Source organism: Halomarina salina, from assembly GCF_023074835.1.
Lineage (GTDB): Archaea > Halobacteriota > Halobacteria > Halobacteriales > Haloarculaceae > Halomarina > Halomarina salina.
This window is the reverse complement of sequence record NZ_JALLGW010000006.1, coordinates 80981-99196: the sequence shown is the minus strand read 5'-3', so window position 1 is coordinate 99196 and position 18216 is coordinate 80981. Positions and strand designations below refer to the sequence as shown.

Sequence of the window (18216 nt, the reverse complement as noted above, 5' to 3'; positions counted from 1 at the left end):
GATGGTGACGTCCTCGCCGACCTCCCACGCGGGCGTCGACATCGTCCCGTACTCCTCGGGGGGCAGGACGTCGCCGTCGAGCGTCAGCGTCGCGCCGCCTTCCGGTTCGATGCGCGCGACGCTGTACGAGTCCATGGTGAGGGCGACCGACTCGCCAGCCACCAGCGCGCCGTACGCGCCGTCGTCGTCGGTGTCGATGGTCGGCGTCGGCCCCTCGTTGTCGCTGGCCACCTGGGTGTTCTGACCGCGAACGTGGTAGCGCATGTTCTCGTCGGCCGCCACGACGAGGCGGGTCCGCAGGGACTCCGTCTCCTCGGTCCCGTCGTCGGACCCGCCGGAGCCGACCGGCGACGACGTGTCGGGGAGGGGACAGCTGTCGTTCTTCGTCACGCCGCTGGTGTCGACGGAGCTGTTGTCGAACACCGTCGCGCGACCACCGGCGTTGATGTTCGTGTTCTCGATGGTGCAGTTCCGGGCGGAGCTGATGTGGACGCCGTCGGCGTTCGGGGTCTGGATGCACGAGTCGGCGATGGTCGTCCCGTGGCGGTTCTCGATGAAGATAGCGCCGTCGCCACGCATGTTACCGGAGCCGGTGATGCTGACGTTCCGGATGTCGAGTCCCCAGGGCTTCTCCGGCGTCTGGTGGCTGCTGAACCGCTGGTCCTCGGGATTGCCGCCCCAGATGGCGGGCATCCGGTCGAAGTCGACCTGGATGCGCGTGTCGTGGATGTCGAAGTTCCCGTCGGAGTTGTTGACGTGGATGCCGGCCATCCCCTTGTAGTACGTCGACTTGAAGACGAAGTTACAGTTGTAGACGCCGCCGCCGGACTTCCCGTACTCCGCCGTCGAGAGGTAGAGCCCGGCCGTCCCGGTCGGCTCCTTCTGGTCGTCGATGACGTTGTCGGGGTGGGCGTTGTCCCAGTCGATGACGACGAGGCAGTTCCGGAGTTCACAGCCCGCACCGGCCCGGATGGCCGCCATGTCGTTGTTGCGGAACTCACAGCTGTCGTAGACGATCTTCCCGTTGTGCTTCCCGGTGTAGAGCCCGCCGTCGCCGCCCTGGTTGGCGATGACGCAGTTCTCGAAGGTGAGGAGCCCGTCGTGAGAGAACACGCCACCCGCGCCGTCGGAGGCGCCGTGGCCCGCGAACACGGAGGGGCCGGTCTTGGTGTAGTTGACGATGCGACCGGAGCCGTTCTCGCTCTTGATCTCCGGCAGGATCGACCAGCGGCAGTACGGCTCGCGGCCGGAGAAGCCGACGTGGTCGATGTCCTTCACCATCAGCTTGTCCTGCGCCCGGAGCCAGTTGCCGATGTCGCCGCCGGTGTGGTCGCCCGTGTTGTCGAACTCGAAGTTCTCCAGCAGGAGTCCCTCGGAGTTGTACCCCGAGCGGATGAAGTAGCCCGAGTCGCCCGACGCCGTCCGGAACGTCACGTCGTTCCGGCTGTCGCCGAGCCCGCGGATGCCCCAGCGGCGGAGGTCGCCGCTGACGCAGTGGGGTTCGCTCCCGCTGAGCGGGAAGACGTACTCGCCGGGCGGGACCTCGATGAGGAGGCCCTCGTCGGTCGGGACGTCGATCGGGTCGTTCCCGTCGGGGTCCCAGCCGAGATCCTCGACCGCGTTCACGACGCGGTCGAAGGAGATGCCGTGTCGGGAGGTCGCCGCGCTGGCCGTCCCCGTGACGGCCGCCGTCCCCATCGCAGCCGCTGCCGCCGCGCTGAGCTTCATGTACGAGCGCCTGTTAAGCAGTGAATTACTGTCCTCTACAGTCGCCTCGTCTGCGACTTCTTCGCTGTCCGGTTCGGGTGCCGCATCGTGTGCCATTACGGCCTGAAAGCACACCCTTACCCGTATAAAGATTCTGTGTAATGGTATTAGACGGCCCGGAGAAGTCAGCTACGTCTGTTCCCGACGGGGGGCGACGACCGAGCTTAAATCCCCCCGAGGAGACCGCCGAACGGGAGGAACGACCCGGTCGTGTTCCCGCCGTCGGTCCCCGTGGTCGTCCCGGTCGGCGTGCTCGGCGCGGTGGTCGTCCCGCCGGAGGGAGCCGTCGTCGTGGCACCACCCGTCTCGGTGCTGCCTCCATCGCCTCCATCGCCGGTACCGCCTCCGCCGCCGGTCGTGCCAGTCGTGGTCTGCGCGCCACCGGTGCCGCCACCGCCCGCGTCGGTGCTCCCGCCACCGCCGGCAGTCGTCCCGCCACCCGTCGCCGTGCCGTTCCCGGCCGCCGGGGTCGACGTCGACGGCGGAGCCTGCGTCACCTCGGGGATGGGCGTGCGGGTCTCCGTCGGCTGTGACTGGGTCTGCTGCGTCGACGGGCCCTCGGTCTGCTGGCCCTCGCCGCCGCTGTCGTTGGCCGACGCGTCGTCGTCGGAGCCCCGGTCGGGCGGGTAGCTGGAGTCGACGTAGTACACCACCAGTCCGTTGTCCAGACGGGTGCCGTCGTCACTCCGCACGCCGGTGCTCAACACTCTGCTGACGCCGTCCTCGTCGGAGATGGAGTCGAGCGCCTCCTTCGAGAACGTCGCGCCCCGATAGGCGTCCACCTCCCGTTGATAGTTGAACGCCGATATCGACAGATAGTACGGATACGGCGAGTGTGACGTCAGGTTGTCCGCGATGAGGTTCTTCTCGGTGACGGTGCCCCACGGGACGACGCCGCTGGTGCGCTGGGCGTCCTGGAACCGTCCCGGACCGCTCCTGATGTCGTTCCAGCGGGTGTCGTTCGCGTTGTAGGCGAACGACGTGTTGTACCCGTCGTGGACCGCCTCGGTGGTGCCGGTCGACGGGAGGTAGATGTACGGCGACGGGAACACGACGATGAGCGACAGCAACAGCCCGCCGACGATGGCGATGGCCGCGACGGCCCGCAGCGCGCCGTCGTACTTCCCGCCGGCGATGGCCCGGTAGAACGAGTGGAGCATCACCACGCCCAGGATGGTCGCGATGACCATCGCGAACCCGACGTGCCGGAAGAAGTACTTCGAGACGTCACCGAGGAAGTGCGCCAGGAAGAACGGCCCGAGCACCAGCCCCCCGTACGCGAAGTAGGTGATGGCCTCGTTGCGGTCCTCCGGCCCGTCGTCGAGGCGGCCCGCGAGCGCGACCAGCACGAGGATGGCCGCGAGCGCGACGAACACCGTCTTCACGAAGAACAGCTTCATGAACAGCTCGATGATGCTGATACCGACCTTCGAGGCGGAGTCGCCGGTGCTGGCGACGCTGCCCCCGCCCGCCCCGGCCTCTCCCTCCACCCACTTCTGGACGGAGGTCGACACCATGTCGAACATCGAGTAGACGATCTGGTAGCGCGACGCCCAGACGACGTAGAACGCGCCGAACAGCACTGTCGGGACGGCCAGCGACCGCGCGTCGGCGAAGGTGCTCCCCCCGGGGAGCCACTGGTAGAACTTCTGGGCGAGCGCGATGGTCGCGAACAGGATGAGGATGTTGAGCGCCACCTGGCCGTGGTAGAGGATGGACCCGACCGCCCCGACGAACAGCAACAGCCCGGTCGCCGTCACGCCGTTCGCGAGGCCGCGCGAGCGCCGCGAGAGGTACTCGAACAGCAAGAAGAGGATGACGGGGAAGAACAGCGTCGTCATCGTGTACGGGTGGAACGTGAGGTACGTCGAGATGTTCGTGATGGGCAGGAACATGCACGCCGCGAACGTGGCGATGGCCGTCCCGGCGCGGTCGTCGACCAGCGTCCGGACCGTCAACGGGAGGAAGACGAGGAACACGAGCGCGAGCAGCTGGACGAGCAGCATCATCGAGTGCGGGATGGAGATGCCGGTGACGGCGTGGATGAGGCCGACGGAGGTGTGACCGCCGGGGTAGAAGATGTCCATCGCCCCCATCTCGCCGCTGATGATGCCACGCGCCCAGCCCATGTGTGTGAGTTCGTCGGCGCGTCCGTAGGCGTAGTACCCCCGGATGGTCGGCATGAACACGACCGTCGCCGTGGCGAGGATGGCGAGGCCGAGACTCGTCGGGACGAGCCAGCCTCTCGGTCGGAGGGCGGTGACGGCGACGGCGACGAGCAGCGCTATCGCGACGCCGATCCAGACCTCGACGGGCGTCGCCCCGTAGATGGAGAGCTCGTACCCGGTTGCGGGAGCGAAGTGCGCCCGGACGATGGCGAGCGCGAGCCCGAGGAAGCCGACGATGAGCAGCAGCTTCGAGCGGCGTCGGCGTGCCGAGTCCTCGTACTTCATCGTTCGCTCCGGAGGGTCGCTGTCATTTGCTATCGGTGTCAGAGACGATGTGGTCGCTTTGTTACGCAGCCGTTACGGTCTACGGTCCGTCAGTACCGACCGTGTACCCGTGCTACCGGCACGCACGGGTCGTCCCGGTCGGTCACTCCCCGTCGACCGCGAGGTGGGAGTTCAGGCGCACGTCGACCGCGAGGGCGGTGACGAGCAGGAGGCCACCGACCAGGAAGACGACCGAGGAGACGAGCGCGGGGCCGAGCGACCCCTGCGCCCAGACGACGAACGAGTAAACCGAACCGACCAGCCCGACGAGGAGGGCCACGACGGCGAACAGGTAGCAGAGCACGACCGGGTGGAACCCTCCCTGGAGGTACTTCGAGCGGACGCGTCTGCCGAAGTTCGACGCGAGCAGTACCGAGACGCGCGGGATGAACGTCTCGTACTGGATGGTGCTCGTCTCGTTGCCGTACACCGCCGGGTGCGGGACGTCGGCGACCCGCGCGTCGAGCAGGTTCAGCTTCGCGAGGATGTCGTTCTCGAAGCCGTAGTCCTCGTACAGCCCGTCGATGTCCAGTCGGCGGAGCATGTCGCTGGAGATGGCGGCGTAGCCGTTCTGTGAGTCGCCGACCTCCCAGTAGCCCGTCGAGAACTTGGTGAGGAACGAGAGCATGTGGTTCCCGAACAGGCGGAACCGGGACATCCCGGCCCAGCCACCACCCGCCATCAGGCGGTTGCCCTTCGTGTAGTCGGCGCGGTCCTCGACGATGGGGTCGAGGAGGTGGTCGAGCACCTGCGGGTCCATCTGGCCGTCGCCGTCCATCATCGCCACGATGTCGATGCCGTCGGCGAGCGCGCGCTCGAAGCCGCGTTTGACGCTCGCGCCGCGCCCCATGTTCCGGTCGTTCCGGAGGGGGACCACGGGACCGTCGTGTGCGACGCCACCGTCGGCGAGGGGGGTAGCCGCCTCGGACTCCGACTCTCGGTCGGAGTCCGCGCCGCTACCCGCTCGCTGGCGGTTGACGCGCTCGGCGGCCGCGCGGATCTCGGCCCACGTCTCGTCGGTCGAGCGGTCGTCGATGGCGTACACGCGGTCGACGAACGTCGGCATCGTCTCGATGACGTCGCCGACGAGACCAGCCTCGTTGTACGCGGGGACGACGACCCCGATGGACTGGTTACGGTACACGGCCACCACCTGCCGTCTGCACGGCAGCAAGCTCGTCGTGGGCGACAGTGCCGTGTGGCCGGTCGCTCCCCGTCGTCTCTCGTAGTTCGTGTGCGTCCTGCATGGATGTGGTAGACCTCGACGCCCGTGGGGCGCCGAGTTCAGCTACTAGTCTACACCCTCGTGTGACGCTTTGTTATGTGGAACTTGCAGTCGAAACCGCCGAAGACGGCCGCTGGATAGGGATGTAGTAAACCGAGACAGGTCACCGCCTAAGTAGGCCACAGAGACCGTCAAACATCCGTTAACCCCAAACTATCCGACGCACGTCAGACACCGTGAACGGTCCACAGACCCCCCATCTCCGGACGACTACGGAGCACACGGGAGCGACCACGGGTCGACACACCCTGGAACGGCCGTCGGTTCCCCTCGACCACCGGTCGTCGGGTGGTCGTAACGCTCGCACGGTAGACAGTGACTCGGTACCACAGCGGTCCGGTACAACGGGAGTCCGGTACCGTCGTCGGTCGAGGGAGCGAGCGCCCGGCGGTCGCTCGGGGTTGCGGCTGTCCGTCGTGTCGACCCTCACGGCGTCGAGCAGCGGCGAGGACGGGGCCACGGGGAGACGGAACGGCAGGGAGGCCCACCTGGACGTATCAGCCGGCGGTGGTCACAGCGGCGGCTCACGGAACGCGTCGAGGGGGTCAGGAGCGCCGGGTCCGTGGAGCGATGAACGCTGGAGCGACCGGCTAGAAGCGACTGAACAGGAGTGAGTCGGCGCGAGAACGGTGCGAGCGAAGCGGAGCGAACTGTGGCGGACTGTGGACGGACGCAGACGAGGGAGCGCCGCGTTACTCGTCGCCCGCGGTGACGTTTATCGCGTGGAACGCGTACTCGTCCGCGTTGGCGGTGCTCGCACCGGCCGGGACCGGCCCGGCGTACAGGAGGTAGACGATGCGGACGTTCGTCCCCTGGATACGGGGCGTCACCTGGTGGGGGTTGATCCACGTCGCTCCCTGTTCGATCGTCTGTCGGTAGCGGTTGATCTCGCTGCTCTGGAACGTGTTCCCCTGGTCGTCGACGCGGTGGATCTGGACGACGACGGTGTACTCGGTCGCCCGCTCCTCGTCGTTCTTGACGAGGAACGCCGAGTCGACGGTCTCCCCGGCGGTGATGTTCTCGGTGAGCTCCTCGCTGGGACCGAGGACGAACTCGCCTTCGTCGTTGATGTGACCCGCCCCGAGCGTGCTGAACTGCTCGCCGTCGAGGGGCGAGGCGATGGCGAACCCGCCCGCGGCGAGCGCGAGGACGACCGAGACACCCAGCCCCACCGACAGGAGCACGTCGGTCCCCGACCCTTCCTGTGACCGACCCATGGAGTCGGCCCAGACGCCGAACGGGAGGCCGTAGCGCTCCTCGGCCGAGAGCCGCCAGCGTCGGATCGCCGCGACGATGGTGAACAGCGCCGCGACGCCCGAGAGCGCGACGATGGACGTGTCCGCGGTGAACGGCCCCGTCTCGAACGCGACGAGGACGCCGACGATGGGGAGGAGCGTCAGCGAGAGGCCGAACCCGAGCGCGACCCGCTCGGTCGTGTCGATGCCGGTGGGGCGTTCCCGGACCCGGTCGAGCAGCGAGCCGCGTCGCTCCCCGGACGGTGCGTGGGGGAACGCGGCCGCGCCGAGCGCGTACCCCGGAGCGAACACGAGCAACGGGAGTGTGACGAGGATGCGGAGCGTGCTCCCCGGCGAACCGAGTAGATTCGACGTGAAGAGTCCGTAGACCAGCCCCAGATACAGCAGGACGAGGATGAGGTCGAACGGAATCGCCGACGCCCGCGAACGGCGTGCGCTCACGGGGGCAGCCCTCCGTTCCGGCGGGGAAGGTACGTCATGATACTACCGAGTCCGCTGTGGCGCATTGTTATACGGTTGCTATCGCGCCGTCAGTCGAAGCTGAGGTACTGCTCTTCCCAGTCGCGGCGGTTCTGGAGCGCCTCCATCCCAGAGTCCGAGACCGCGTAGTAGTTCGTTCTGCGGTCGATCTGTCCCTTCTCGACGAGCTCGCGGTTGACGAGGACGTCGAGGTTCGGGTAGAGTCGCCCGTGGGTGATCTCGCGACCGGTGTGCGCTTCGAGCTCTTCTTTCACGGACTGGCCCGAGGCCTGGTCCAGCCCAGCGATGACGTACAGCAGGTCACGCTGAAAGCCCGTCAGGTCGAATATCTGCATGACATGTTAAAATATCGGATAACCGATTTTGTTAGTCACCAAGTAAATCGTCAGTTCGCTGACCCACCGCATGGTTTCACCGGTGCAACCGTCTGCGAGGGTCACGCTAACCGGGACGAATCGGAGTAGGCACCCGCTCCAGGGTCCCTGCGGGGTCTAATAGCTGGTCCGTAACAAAGGGATTACGTACCCGAGTAAATAGCATGTTGACGACGACGACGGCACCGTACGCGCAAGGCGGCGGTGCTGTAAGCGTAGCTGAACGAGGGGGGTGCTCCGTGTACGGGGCCAGATGGACCGAGAGACGCTGATGTCGGAGGAGTCGGAACTGGCGCTCGACGACGCGTTCAACATCCTGAGCAACTCGCGCCGTCGCTACATCCTGTACTATCTGTACACGCGCACGGAGCCCGCGACCATCGACGAACTCGCCGGACAGATCGCCGCCTGGGAGAACGAGATTCCCATCGAGGACCTCGACGACACCGCGCGGCGACGCGTCTACGTCTCGCTCTACCAGACGCACCTGCCGAAGCTCGACGACTTCGACATCGCTGACTACGACCGCGACGACGGCACCGTCACGCTGACCGAGCGCGCCGGAGAGATCGTCCGGTATCTCCCCGTCGAGGAAGAGGAGACCCGCGACTTCACCTGGTACTACGTCGGGTTGAGCGCCGTCGCCGTCGTCCTCCTCGGTGCCGTCGCGATAAACCTCGTCCCGTCGGCCATCGCCGCGGTGGTCATCGCGCTCGGACTGCTCGCGCTGGTCGGCTTCCAGTTCGTCACCCGGCGGTCGAGCGACGACCGCGACCTCCTCGAACTCGAGGACCTCGAGTAGTTCGAGTACCCCGGCCGCTTCTCTGACGACGTCGAGACCCCCGAGAGCCGTCGGGCCGACGACCGCATCCACCACGCGACTGCATCCACCACGCGACTGCATCCACCACGCGACTGCATCCACCACGCGAGATGCTCGAGCGCGTGGCGCATCGACGACCCCGGCATAGCGACGGCCGTAGTGTAGCGACGAGCAGTCGAACGCTATCGACGGAGGCAGCGACGGGACGGACACCCGCGAACGTTCGACAGGTGAGTGGACCCGGCTGGCGAGTGGGCCAACCGACGAGCGAGCGGCGAGTCGGTCGAACCGTGATGCGTCCGGCCCGCCCAGACCAGCCTGTCAGACTCGCTAGACACAGTCGGTACTGAACGGTCAGTGCGGCAGGTACGAACGAGCGAGTTCCGGCGAACGTCGGGCGTCGGGCGTCGAGTCGCGAGCCGTCCACTCCGTGAACACGCGTCGGACGACGGAGAAGCCGGACTCAGGTGCGCGCTCGGCCGGTCACCGGACCGCGGTGACGTCGACGAGGGACTCCTCGTCCGCCGACACCCACTGGGTGATGATCTCTTCGTCGGACGCGTCGTGTGGGTAGAACGTGTACAGGTCCGGTGCGTCGTCGTACGGTTCGACCGTGTAGTCGAGTTCGAAGCGAGGCCACGCGAACAGTGACCCCTCTTGCGCCTCGGCGTCCCGCTGTGGTGATGTATCGATGTCCTCTCTCATAGGGGTCCTGAACACCTCTCACTACACCACTACGTCGTATAGTTATGCGGCGGTATGACATTGTTTAGCGCTCCCTATCGACCTGCCGACGTGTCCAACCGTCGCCTCCGCCCCCGGACCGACGAGGCCGTCGCAGTCACGCGGTTCTGCAGCAGAACCCTCCGACTACGCCCGGTACAACTGGGTGTGTCCCTCGCCCGTCGACCCCCGTACTCGTCGGCCGAACTCCAGTCGTGGCGGCGCTCGCGGATCGGCTCGAAGCGTCGTGCCGAGGGAGCAGCGTCGAGGCGACGGCCTCGGACTGGCGGGAAGGAGGTCGACACGGTCGGGGGGAGCTACCGAACGTCTTCGAGGGCGACGTACGAGCCACGAGTCGCGGTCAGCCAGCCGTCGCCCCGGTCCGACGGGTCGTAGACGACCACCTGGTCGGGGGCGAGCGACGGGAGCCCCTCGTCGTCGAGGTTGAACTCGTACTCGAGCGCGAACGTCGGCCACTCCTCTCGGGTGGACATACCTCCGACTACCCGTGACGCCCCAATAAATGCAGTAGATTGAATAGCGAAATAATACGTCTCTCGTGCGCTCCCTCGGAGCGAGACCGTCGTTCGAAACGACCCGGTAGAGACGGAGCGGCCGGAGACACCGGACGTGTCGAGGGCGAGAGCGGTCGGAGCTAGAGGTCGTAGACGGCGACCGACGTCTCGCCACAGGCCTCGCAGACGGCGTCCGCCTCGGGGAGCGTCGTTCCGCAGTGGCGACACTCGTAGATACGGGTCGGTTCGCGGTACCGCTCAACGATCGACGTGATGATACTCATCGGTTCCCCCTCATGGAGCGAAAGCTTCGACGCGGCACACTACTATCTTCCGACTCGACTCGCAGCGTGACAGACCGTCAAAATGAGCGCGTGGGGCCGACCGGGGGTGGGAATGTCGCTGGCAGTGACGATGGCACGTGGGGTCCCGGCGGTCGCCCAGGCGATCCAACACCCCGTGTGGGGCGCAGGCTCTACTCCGTGAGTCAGGGGCTTAGTTATCTATCTCGTACAGCGGTAACCGCGGCGCGACCGGGTAGATAACGTCGAAAAATACGTGAGTAGCCGCGCGACGTCAGTTGACGGTACGCCAACTCTTCGTCGCAGCAACCATCACCAGGAGCGCGAGGAACGCCACGACGAACCACGCACCAGTGCCAGAGGTGAAGAACTCCGCCATCGGCTCGACCAGGTTCGCACCGACGGCCTGACCGATGGCGAAGAGCATCACCGCCACACCGATGACGAGGATGCCCGCGCGGACGATCGTCTCGGTGAACCAGCTCCCCACCTCCTCGGTGGTACTGTTCGGAGCCTGGCGCTGGGGCGGTTGATTCGACTGGGGCGTTCCCTGACCACTGCCCTGCTGGGCGTTCTGGGTCTGCTGTCCCTGGGCAGTGCCCTGCTGAGACTGCTGGCCCTGACGGCCCTGTGCGGTGTTACCGGTTCCGCTGTTGGGGTTCTGACTCATGGTCGGTCGACGCTCCGCCATCGAATACGGTCTTTCACCGTTAAGTTATACGTCTGATTACAGCGGCTTGCGTACGACAGCAGCGCGCCTGAAACGGGACGCCATCGGTCGAATCGATACGTTTACCGACAGTGTGCCGACGCGAACGGTGAGAGTCGACAGTGCCCGTCCCGAGCCCAGGGGCGTCGTCGGGATGTGCGTATGCGGGTGATAACAAAGCCCCGTCACCACAGAGAGACGGTATGGAGATACAGGAGGTTCACTCGCGAAGCAACGCGATCCTCGACGAGGTGTCGCGGGCGGTCATCGCCGACAGACAGGTGTTACGAACGGTACTGACGGGCTTTCTCGCCCGTGGTCACGTCCTACTGGAGGACGTCCCCGGCACCGGGAAGACGCTGACGGCGCGGTCGTACGCCACCGCGCTCGGTCTCTCGTTCTCGCGCATCCAGTTCACGCCGGACCTCCTCCCCTCCGACGTCACCGGGACGCACATCTTCAACGAGAAGACCCGCGAGTTCGAGTTCCAGCCCGGCCCCATCTTCTCCAACATCGTGCTGGCCGACGAGATCAACCGCGCCTCCCCGAAGACCCAGTCCGCGCTGCTCGAAGCGATGGAGGAGGGTCAGGTCACCGTCGACGGGACGACGCACACGCTGCCCGACCCGTTCTTCGTCATCGCGACGCAGAACCCCGTCGAACAGGAGGGGACGTTCCCGCTGCCCGAGGCGCAGAAAGACCGGTTCATCATCAAGACCTCGCTGGGCTACCCCGACGAGGACGGCGAACTGGAGATCATCAACCGCCGGGCGAACCGCGACACGACGTCGCCGAGCGCGGAACGCGTCACGAACGACGAGGAGGCCCTCGCGCTCCGGGAGGCCCCCGAGCACATCCACACCGACCCGGACGTCCGACGGTACATCACCCGGCTCTGCCGGGCGACCCGCGAGGACTCGCGGGTGAAGACCGGCGTCTCGCCGCGTGCGACCCAGCGCCTGTTCGAGGCGTCGCGCGCGCTCGCAGCCATCAACGGCCGGGCGTACGTCACCCCGGACGAGGTGAAGGCCATCGCGCCCACCGTCCTCTCCCACCGCCTCGTCCTCACCGCGGACGCCCGCGTCGGCAACGTCAGCAAGCAGTCGGTCGTCCAGAACCTTCTGGAGGAGATAGAGGTCCCGACCGTCCAGTACACCTCCCAGCAGCAGAGCCAGCCCTCAGCAGGCGACGACTGACTCGACGGACGAGCACCCGACCACGCTGTCGACCCGCCCGCACTCGGCCCGTTTTCGACGACTCCGTGACGCCGTGACCCGAACGAGAGCGGCCGCGCCGGTCGTCCCCGACCGCGCTGCTCACCGATGCCTCGTCGGAGACGCCGAACCGAGGGACCGGGGGCACCCCCGACGGCGACGCTCCGTCTCGCTGTGACGCGCGCATCGACACGGGCTGTGCGACCTCGACGGTCGCGTGACCCGGTGACAGTGCGATGGCCACGTACGAGCCGCGGTGGCGAACGGCGGCGAGCGGCGGGGCCGCGTCGCTGGGGGATGGGAGAGCGCGAGAGGGAAGGGGGTTCCGTGGTCGTAACGGAGCGTGGCGGGAACCGCTCGGAGTGGTGTGAGGGCGAGTCGCGCTACTTGTACAGCGCGATCATCAGCACCACCGCCGCGCCGAGGAGGAGCAGGAGGCTCTCCAGAGGCAGGCCGGTGACGTCGACGTCGAACAGCACGAGCCCCGCACCGACGCTGATGCCGCCGAACGCCGCGGTGCCGCCCGAGTGCGAGAGTTCGGCGGGCCACGTCCGCGCCGACCGGCCGAGCTGTCGCCCGACGTTGATGGCCTGTTCGCCCGCGTCCCAGGCGACGATGGCGGCGACCATCCCCGCCAGCAGCGGGATGGGGTCGGTGCCGGTGCCGTTGACCGCCCCCGTGAACACGACGCCGAGGACGAGGAAGACGAACCCCAGCGAGACGAGTCGGCGCGCCAGTCGCCGGTGTACCGGGACGACGCCGAGCGCGACGAACGGGACGCCGAGCAGCCCCAGGAGCTCCCCCCGGAGCGTGAAGCTCGCCTCGTAGCTCCCGAGTTGCACGACGCCGACGCCGAACCCGGCGAACGAGACGGCCACCCCGACGAGTGCGATGGGGAGGCCGAGGAACCGGTAGCCCCAGCGGTAGACGGCCACGCCGAGCGCGAGGACGAGCACGCCGCCCAGCGAGATGCCGACGGCCGTGTACTGTTCTGGCACCTTCGCGAGCGCGGCGACGCTCGCCGCCGCGGCGAGGACGGCGATAGCAGAACTCACCCGCGAGGGGTGGTAGACGACGCGGGTCACTCCGAGGCCTCCATGACGTCGACGATAGAGGTTCCAAGGGGCTGGTCCGGCGTCCAGTCGACGACCGGAATCTCGGCCTGACGGAGCGAGCTGAGGCGGTTCTGGCGGTCGACGCGCGCGAGTCGGCTCCCGACCGTCGCGTCGCTGGTGACGTCCGGCGAGATGACCGTCACCGGGTGGCCGTTGGCCTCCAGCGTGAGCGCGAGCGAGGTGCTGTACTCGTCGGCCAGCGGCGACAGGTAGATGACCTGTGCGTCACCGGAGAGGCGTTTGCGGAGTTCGGCCGCCTGCTCGTCGGGGTTCTCGGCGTCCTCCTCGGGCGGGACCGTCGAGAGGACGGGGTGGGTCGCGAGCAGTTCGCGGGCGGTCAGTTCGTGCTCGATACCGACCCCGGCGGCGAGCCAGCAGAACTCCCGGCCGATAGCCGCGAGGCCGACGTAGTCACGCGTCTCGCCGAGCGCGGTCAGCAGCTGCTCGGCTCCGGCGAGGTTGTACGCGAGGCCGTGGGGTTCGCCCTCGGCGCTCGCGCGGTAGGCGCTCTGGCGGGCGTCGACGAGCAACACGATGGTCGCGGCGCGCTCCTCGCGGAACTCGACGGTCGTCAGGTCGCCCGTCTTCGCGTAGCGCTTCCAGTCGATGCGGCTCATCGGGTCGCCCTTCTGGTACTCGCGGGTGCGGTGGAACTCGATGCCGGCGCCGCCGTCGTCGGTGACGAGACGGCCCGTCGAGTGCCGGGACTGTTTCCGGAGGGGCACCTCGGGGACGGCGTCGGTGCACGTCAGCGACGTCGCTGGCTCGCAGTCGACCGTGGCTTCGAGTTCCGTCCCGCCCGAGACGTCCCGGAGGTACGTCGTGACGGGGTCGAACTGGTGGCGGCCGTACTCCGCGCCGACGGTGTAGGAGAACGTCGTCGACCGGCCGGGCCAGAGGAACGCGGCGTGACGGGGCGATCCCTCGCGGACCGCGAGCATCGGCGGGACGCCGTCGACGAACCGCGCGTCGACGAGCGGCCAGCGACCGGTGTTGGTGATGCGGACGGTCACCTCGACGTCGCTGCCCCGGTCGGGGGTGTCGTCGTCGACGGTGCGCTCGACGCGGAGCGTCGGCTTCGGCCGCCCCGTTATCCGCGGGTAGGCCGCGAACGCCGCGGCCGGCACCGTCGCGAGCAGCAGGAGCGGGCGGGCCGCGAGCACGCCGACGGCCCCGGCGAACAGCGCGACGGCGACGATACCGCGCCAGCGGCCGGTCCGACGGCGCTCGACCTCGACGGCGAGGTCGTCCCCGTCGGTGGCCGAGGAGACGCGCTGGCCGTAGCTCGACGCCGTCTCCGACTGGCTCGACTGGTTCGACTGGTTCGACTGGCTGGCGGTGGCGGTAGCGTTGCTCATCGTGTTCCTCCGGAGGTGCCGGCCGGTCCGGCGGCGTTCGGTCCAGCGGCGTCAGCTGTGTCGTTCGGTGGTGCGGTCGAGGTGGACGCCCCCGGCCGCCCGCTCGGCGCCGCGTCGGACGCGATGCGGACGATCTCCTCGGCCGTGGCCGCGGCCCCGTACTGGAGCCACGACTGGCCGTTGAGCGCGGCGCGAACGCGCGCCGAGCGCGGGGCGACACCGTCGGTCGCGAGGAACTGGCTCGCCGTCCGGTCGTCCGTCCAGCGCCCGGACTCGACGAGCGCTCTGGCGTCCTCCCGGGCGACACCCCGTTTCCGAATCAGCGTCCGGATGGCCTTCTCGCGGAGGTCCTCGCGGACCCCCTCGGGTTCGTCCGAGAAGTACGTCGCGCGGAGGCCCAGGCCGTGGTCGACCAGGTCGTCGAACTCCGCGCCGAGGACGGGCACCTGCTCGACGAACTCGGGTTCGGGGGCCGCGGCCTCGTCGACGCTACTGGCCGCGCGAGCGACGAGCATCACGACGAGGACGAGGAGCGCGAGGACGCCGATGCCCGCCACGACGAGGTAGTCGCTACCGAGCGCCTCGATGGCGGGTTGGATGGGGAGGACCTCCCCCAGCTCCGGCGAGAGGACGACGGCGAGCGCGCCGCCGAAGACGGCGATACCCAGCACGACGAACAGGTACCAGAGCGCACGTCTGACCGACGCCATCAGAACTCACCACCGAGGTCCATCCGTCGCAGCGACTCGCGGGCGCGACGCGCGTCGTCGTCGGTGACGGGCTGGGTGCCGTAGCGGACGTTCTCGAACACCGAGCGCAGCGTGCTGACGCCGTCCGGGTCCAGCCCGGCGGCGATGGCCGCGCTCGCGCACTCGGCGGTCGTCATCTGTCGGGGGCGCTGGATACCAGCGCGGTCGGTCATCGTGAGCCACGCGCGTTCGATCTCGTTGCGCGGGTCGGCGACCCACTCGACGCCGGTGCCGTCGCCGCCGTCGCTCCCCTGCGGGAGGAGCGCGAGCAACAGCCCGAGAATCCGCTCGCCGTAGCGCTTCAGGACGGCGGCCAGGACCAGCAGGCCGAGCAGCGCCAGGAGGAACGGCAGGAGTGCCAACAGCAGGTCGAGCAGCTGCTCCCAGAGGGACTGCTCGTCGCCCTGATCCCCGGAGTCGGAGCTCTGTTCCTGTTGCTGCTGCTGTTCCTGTTGCTGTTGGGGCTGTGGCTCCTTCTTCTGGACCTGCTGCTCGGGGTTGTCCTTGTTGGATTCAACCTGCTTCTTGATCGTCTCTGCCTGGTCGTTGCCGAAGGGGACGTTCTCGAAGTCGAGGTCGATGACCTCGTCAGGGTCGGACGAGAGGGACGATTCGAGCGTCGTCGCGGAGACCCCCATCGCAACGATGCAGGCGAGTGCCACGGCGAGCGCGACGACCCGGTCGGCGTTCATGGGTCGCCTCGTTCGGTGGGCCGCATCGTATCAGTGGACATCACGGTCGATACAGAGAAAGCGTCTCTCGCGTGCATAGTTAATCGGCAGCTACACCTTCTGGGCGGTCGTCCCGCCCGTTTCAGGGAGTGTGGGGGACGAACCGAGCTAGCACGTCACTCGACGGTGACGCTCTTCGCGAGGTTGCGCGGCTTGTCGATGGACCGGCCGAGGCCGTGAGCGGTGTAGTACGACACGAGCTGGAGCTGGACGTTCGCGAGCAGGCCGACGACGTCGGGGTGGGTGTCGGGGACGCGGAGCACCTCGTCGGCGACGCCGCCGACCGCCATCCCCTCGGGGGCGACGGCGACGACGTTGACCCCGCGGGCCTTCGCCTCCTCGGCGTTCTTCAGCGTCTCCTCGCCGCGGTCGCCGGTCAGCAGCGCGTACAGCGTCGTCTCGGGGGTGACGAGCGCGAGCGGGCCGTGTTTCAGTTCGCCCGATGCGAACCCCTCGGCGTGCTCGTAGGTGATCTCCTTGAACTTCAGCGCCCCCTCCAGCGCGACCGGGTACTCGAAGTCCCGACCGATGAAGAAGTGCGCGTCGCGTCCGATGTGGGCGTCGCTGACGCTCCGGGCCTCGGTCGTCGCGAGCAGGTCCTCGACGGCCTCGGGGAGCGCCTCCAGCGCCGCGAGGAACTCGGCGGCGTCCTCGCGGACCGTCGCGGCCGCGCTGTCGCTGGCGACGCGGTGGGTCAGCAGGCTCAGCGCGACGACCTGCGAGGTGAACGTCTTCGTCGCGGCGACGCCGATCTCGGGACCAGCGCGGATGTACAGCGTGTCGTCCGCCTCGCGGGAGACCGTCGAGCCGACGACGTTCGTGACGGCGACGGTCCGCGCGTCGGCCTCGTGGGCGCGACGGAGCGCACTGAGCGTGTCGGCGGTCTCGCCCGACTGCGTGACCGCGACGACGAGCGTCGACTCGTCGACCGGCTGCAGGTCGTGGTACTCGCTCGCACGGTACGCGGTGGCCGGGAGCCCCGCGCGGACCAGCTGTCGCGAGGCGGCCAGCGCCGCGTGGTACGAAGTGCCACACGCGACGAGGTGGACGTGGTCGATCTCCTCGAACGTCCCGTCGGGGAGCGTGTCGAGGTCGACGTCGTCGCCGTCGACGCGCCCGGCGAGCGTGCCCCGGAGTGCCTCGGGCTGGGCGTCGATCTCCTTGCGCATGAAGTGTTCGTACTCGCCCTTCCCGGTCTCCTCGGGGCTCCACTCGACCGTCTCGGGGGCACGGTCGACGCTGCCGCCCTCGCGGTCGCGGATGTGGTAGCCGTCGCGGTCGACGGTCGCCACGTCGCCGTCCTCGAGGTAGACGACCTGGTCGGTGAACTCCAGGAACGCGGGGACGTCGCTGGCGAGGTAGTACCGGCGCTCGCCGGTCTCGTCGTCGTCGACGAGACCGAGCACGAGCGGGGAGTCCTGTCGGGCGGCGTACACCACGTCCTCGCCGTCGACCAGTAGCGCGATGGCGTAGCTCCCCTCCAGGTCGTCGAGGGTGCGTTCGAACGCGGTCTCGACCTCCAGCCCCCGGTCAAGATAGTGCTCGACCAGATGCGGGACGACCTCGGTGTCCGTGTCGCTCCGGAACGTGTAGCCCTCCTCGCGCAGGCGTGCGCGGAGCGCCTCGTAGTTCTCGATGATACCGTTGTGGACGACGGCGACCCGCCCGGACTGGCTCGTGTGCGGGTGGGCGTTCGCGTCCGTCGGCGGGCCGTGGGTCGACCACCGGGTGTGACCGATGCCGACCTGCCCGGTGGGCGTGTCGGCCGCGATGGCCGCTCCGAGGTCGCTGATCTGGCCCGACCGCTTCCGGACGGCGATTCCACTCCCGTTCTGGACGGCGACACCGGCCGAGTCGTAGCCCCGATACTCGAGGTTCTCGAGGCCGGTCAACAGGTCACCGACCGCGTCGTCCGTTCCGATGCACGCGATGATTCCACACATAGCTGGTCCGAGGTCGACACCCGCGGCGACCGGCCGCACACGGAGTCCACGACCTCATCTGTACCGACGTACTCGCCTGCGGCACATTATTATGAGCCGTGTAAGTCACGTGCAGACAACCGTTCGTGACCGTTCGGTTCCGTTCACAAGATTGTGTCAGTTCGGCCGCAGTCCGGCGGTTTATAGCCCCCATACGGCTGGCGAACCGTGAACGGACAGGACCGGCAGCGAGAGCGGTCGCCGGGGTGCGTCGCGACGAGATGCTTGAGCACTCAAGTCGTGTGTCCACTCGAACGTCCCGCCGACGTGCCTCGGCGGTGAGGTGTGTCGACGTGTTCCGGGAGTGACCACAGCCGGGAGTATCGTGGCCGACGGCTCCG

The 18216-nt window shown here is 68.0% G+C and carries 16 protein-coding genes; 2 read left to right on the top strand and 14 right to left on the bottom strand.

Annotated features, from left to right (window positions below; all coding sequences use genetic code 11):
* The 5 genes from MX571_RS22050 to MX571_RS22030 form a co-directional block, all read right to left on the bottom strand.
* On the bottom strand, positions 1 to 1824 hold a 1824-nt coding region (locus MX571_RS22050; protein WP_247421919.1), incomplete at its 3' end, for a hypothetical protein.
* A gap of 107 nt (positions 1825 to 1931) precedes the next feature.
* A complete protein-coding gene (locus MX571_RS22045) occupies positions 1932 to 4220 on the bottom strand; it encodes a hypothetical protein (protein WP_247421586.1) in 2289 nt (762 codons plus the stop codon).
* 142 nt (positions 4221 to 4362) lie between these two features.
* Positions 4363 to 5403, bottom strand: a complete 1041-nt coding sequence (locus MX571_RS22040) for a glycosyltransferase (protein WP_247421583.1) — start codon at positions 5401 to 5403, stop codon at positions 4363 to 4365.
* Between the two features lie 833 nt (positions 5404 to 6236).
* Positions 6237 to 7241, bottom strand: coding sequence for a DUF8471 domain-containing protein (locus tag MX571_RS22035; protein ID WP_247421580.1), 1005 nt, complete (start codon positions 7239 to 7241; stop codon positions 6237 to 6239).
* A gap of 89 nt (positions 7242 to 7330) precedes the next feature.
* A complete protein-coding gene (locus tag MX571_RS22030; RefSeq protein WP_247421922.1) occupies positions 7331 to 7609 on the bottom strand; it encodes a PadR family transcriptional regulator in 279 nt (92 codons plus the stop codon).
* Positions 7610 to 7907: 298 nt separating this feature from the next.
* Between MX571_RS22030 and MX571_RS22025 the strand changes: the two genes are divergently transcribed.
* Complete coding sequence (locus MX571_RS22025; protein WP_247421565.1) at positions 7908 to 8456, top strand: DUF7344 domain-containing protein; 549 nt, start codon at positions 7908 to 7910, stop codon at positions 8454 to 8456.
* 504 nt (positions 8457 to 8960) lie between these two features.
* Here MX571_RS22025 and MX571_RS22020 read toward each other — a convergent pair.
* The 4 genes from MX571_RS22020 to MX571_RS22005 all read right to left on the bottom strand — a co-directional run bounded on the left by MX571_RS22020 (position 8961) and on the right by MX571_RS22005 (position 10687).
* Entirely contained in the window at positions 8961 to 9182 is a 222-nt protein-coding gene (locus MX571_RS22020; RefSeq protein WP_247421915.1) for a DUF7511 domain-containing protein, read from the bottom strand.
* Positions 9183 to 9517: 335 nt separating this feature from the next.
* Complete coding sequence (locus MX571_RS22015) at positions 9518 to 9694, bottom strand: hypothetical protein (protein ID WP_247421896.1); 177 nt, start codon at positions 9692 to 9694, stop codon at positions 9518 to 9520.
* A 161-nt stretch (positions 9695 to 9855) separates the two neighbouring features.
* Positions 9856 to 9999: a hypothetical protein gene (locus MX571_RS22010; RefSeq protein WP_247421895.1), complete on the bottom strand. Its 144-nt coding sequence runs from the start codon at positions 9997 to 9999 to the stop codon at positions 9856 to 9858.
* A gap of 292 nt (positions 10000 to 10291) precedes the next feature.
* Positions 10292 to 10687 carry a hypothetical protein gene (locus MX571_RS22005; protein WP_247421892.1) on the bottom strand — a complete coding sequence of 132 codons (396 nt, stop codon included), beginning with the start codon at positions 10685 to 10687 and terminating at the stop codon, positions 10292 to 10294.
* Positions 10688 to 10929: 242 nt separating this feature from the next.
* On the opposite strand from MX571_RS22005, the gene MX571_RS22000 reads away from it, so the two are divergent.
* Positions 10930 to 11922 carry an AAA family ATPase gene (locus MX571_RS22000; protein WP_247421889.1) on the top strand — a complete coding sequence of 331 codons (993 nt, stop codon included), beginning with the start codon at positions 10930 to 10932 and terminating at the stop codon, positions 11920 to 11922.
* A 401-nt stretch (positions 11923 to 12323) separates the two neighbouring features.
* Here the strand turns inward: MX571_RS22000 and MX571_RS21995 are convergent, their stop codons facing one another.
* The 5 genes from MX571_RS21995 to glmS form a co-directional block, all read right to left on the bottom strand.
* A complete protein-coding gene (locus tag MX571_RS21995) occupies positions 12324 to 13025 on the bottom strand; it encodes a DUF7519 family protein (protein WP_247421886.1) in 702 nt (233 codons plus the stop codon).
* Positions 13022 to 14413, bottom strand: a complete 1392-nt coding sequence (locus tag MX571_RS21990; protein WP_247421881.1) for a DUF58 domain-containing protein — start codon at positions 14411 to 14413, stop codon at positions 13022 to 13024. The genes MX571_RS21995 and MX571_RS21990 overlap by 4 nt, the downstream gene beginning before the upstream one ends.
* Positions 14410 to 15123, bottom strand: a complete 714-nt coding sequence (locus tag MX571_RS21985; RefSeq protein ID WP_247421878.1) for a DUF7269 family protein — start codon at positions 15121 to 15123, stop codon at positions 14410 to 14412. The genes MX571_RS21990 and MX571_RS21985 overlap by 4 nt, the downstream gene beginning before the upstream one ends.
* A complete protein-coding gene (locus MX571_RS21980; RefSeq protein WP_247421875.1) occupies positions 15123 to 15854 on the bottom strand; it encodes a DUF4129 domain-containing protein in 732 nt (243 codons plus the stop codon). Before MX571_RS21980 ends, MX571_RS21985 begins: the two co-directional genes overlap by 1 nt.
* Positions 15855 to 16009: 155 nt before the next feature.
* The gene (gene glmS, locus MX571_RS21975) at positions 16010 to 17836 is read right to left on the bottom strand and encodes a glutamine--fructose-6-phosphate transaminase (isomerizing) (protein ID WP_247421871.1); all 1827 of its coding nucleotides are present in this window, start codon (positions 17834 to 17836) and stop codon (positions 16010 to 16012) included.
* Between the last annotated feature and the right edge of the window lie 380 nt (positions 17837 to 18216).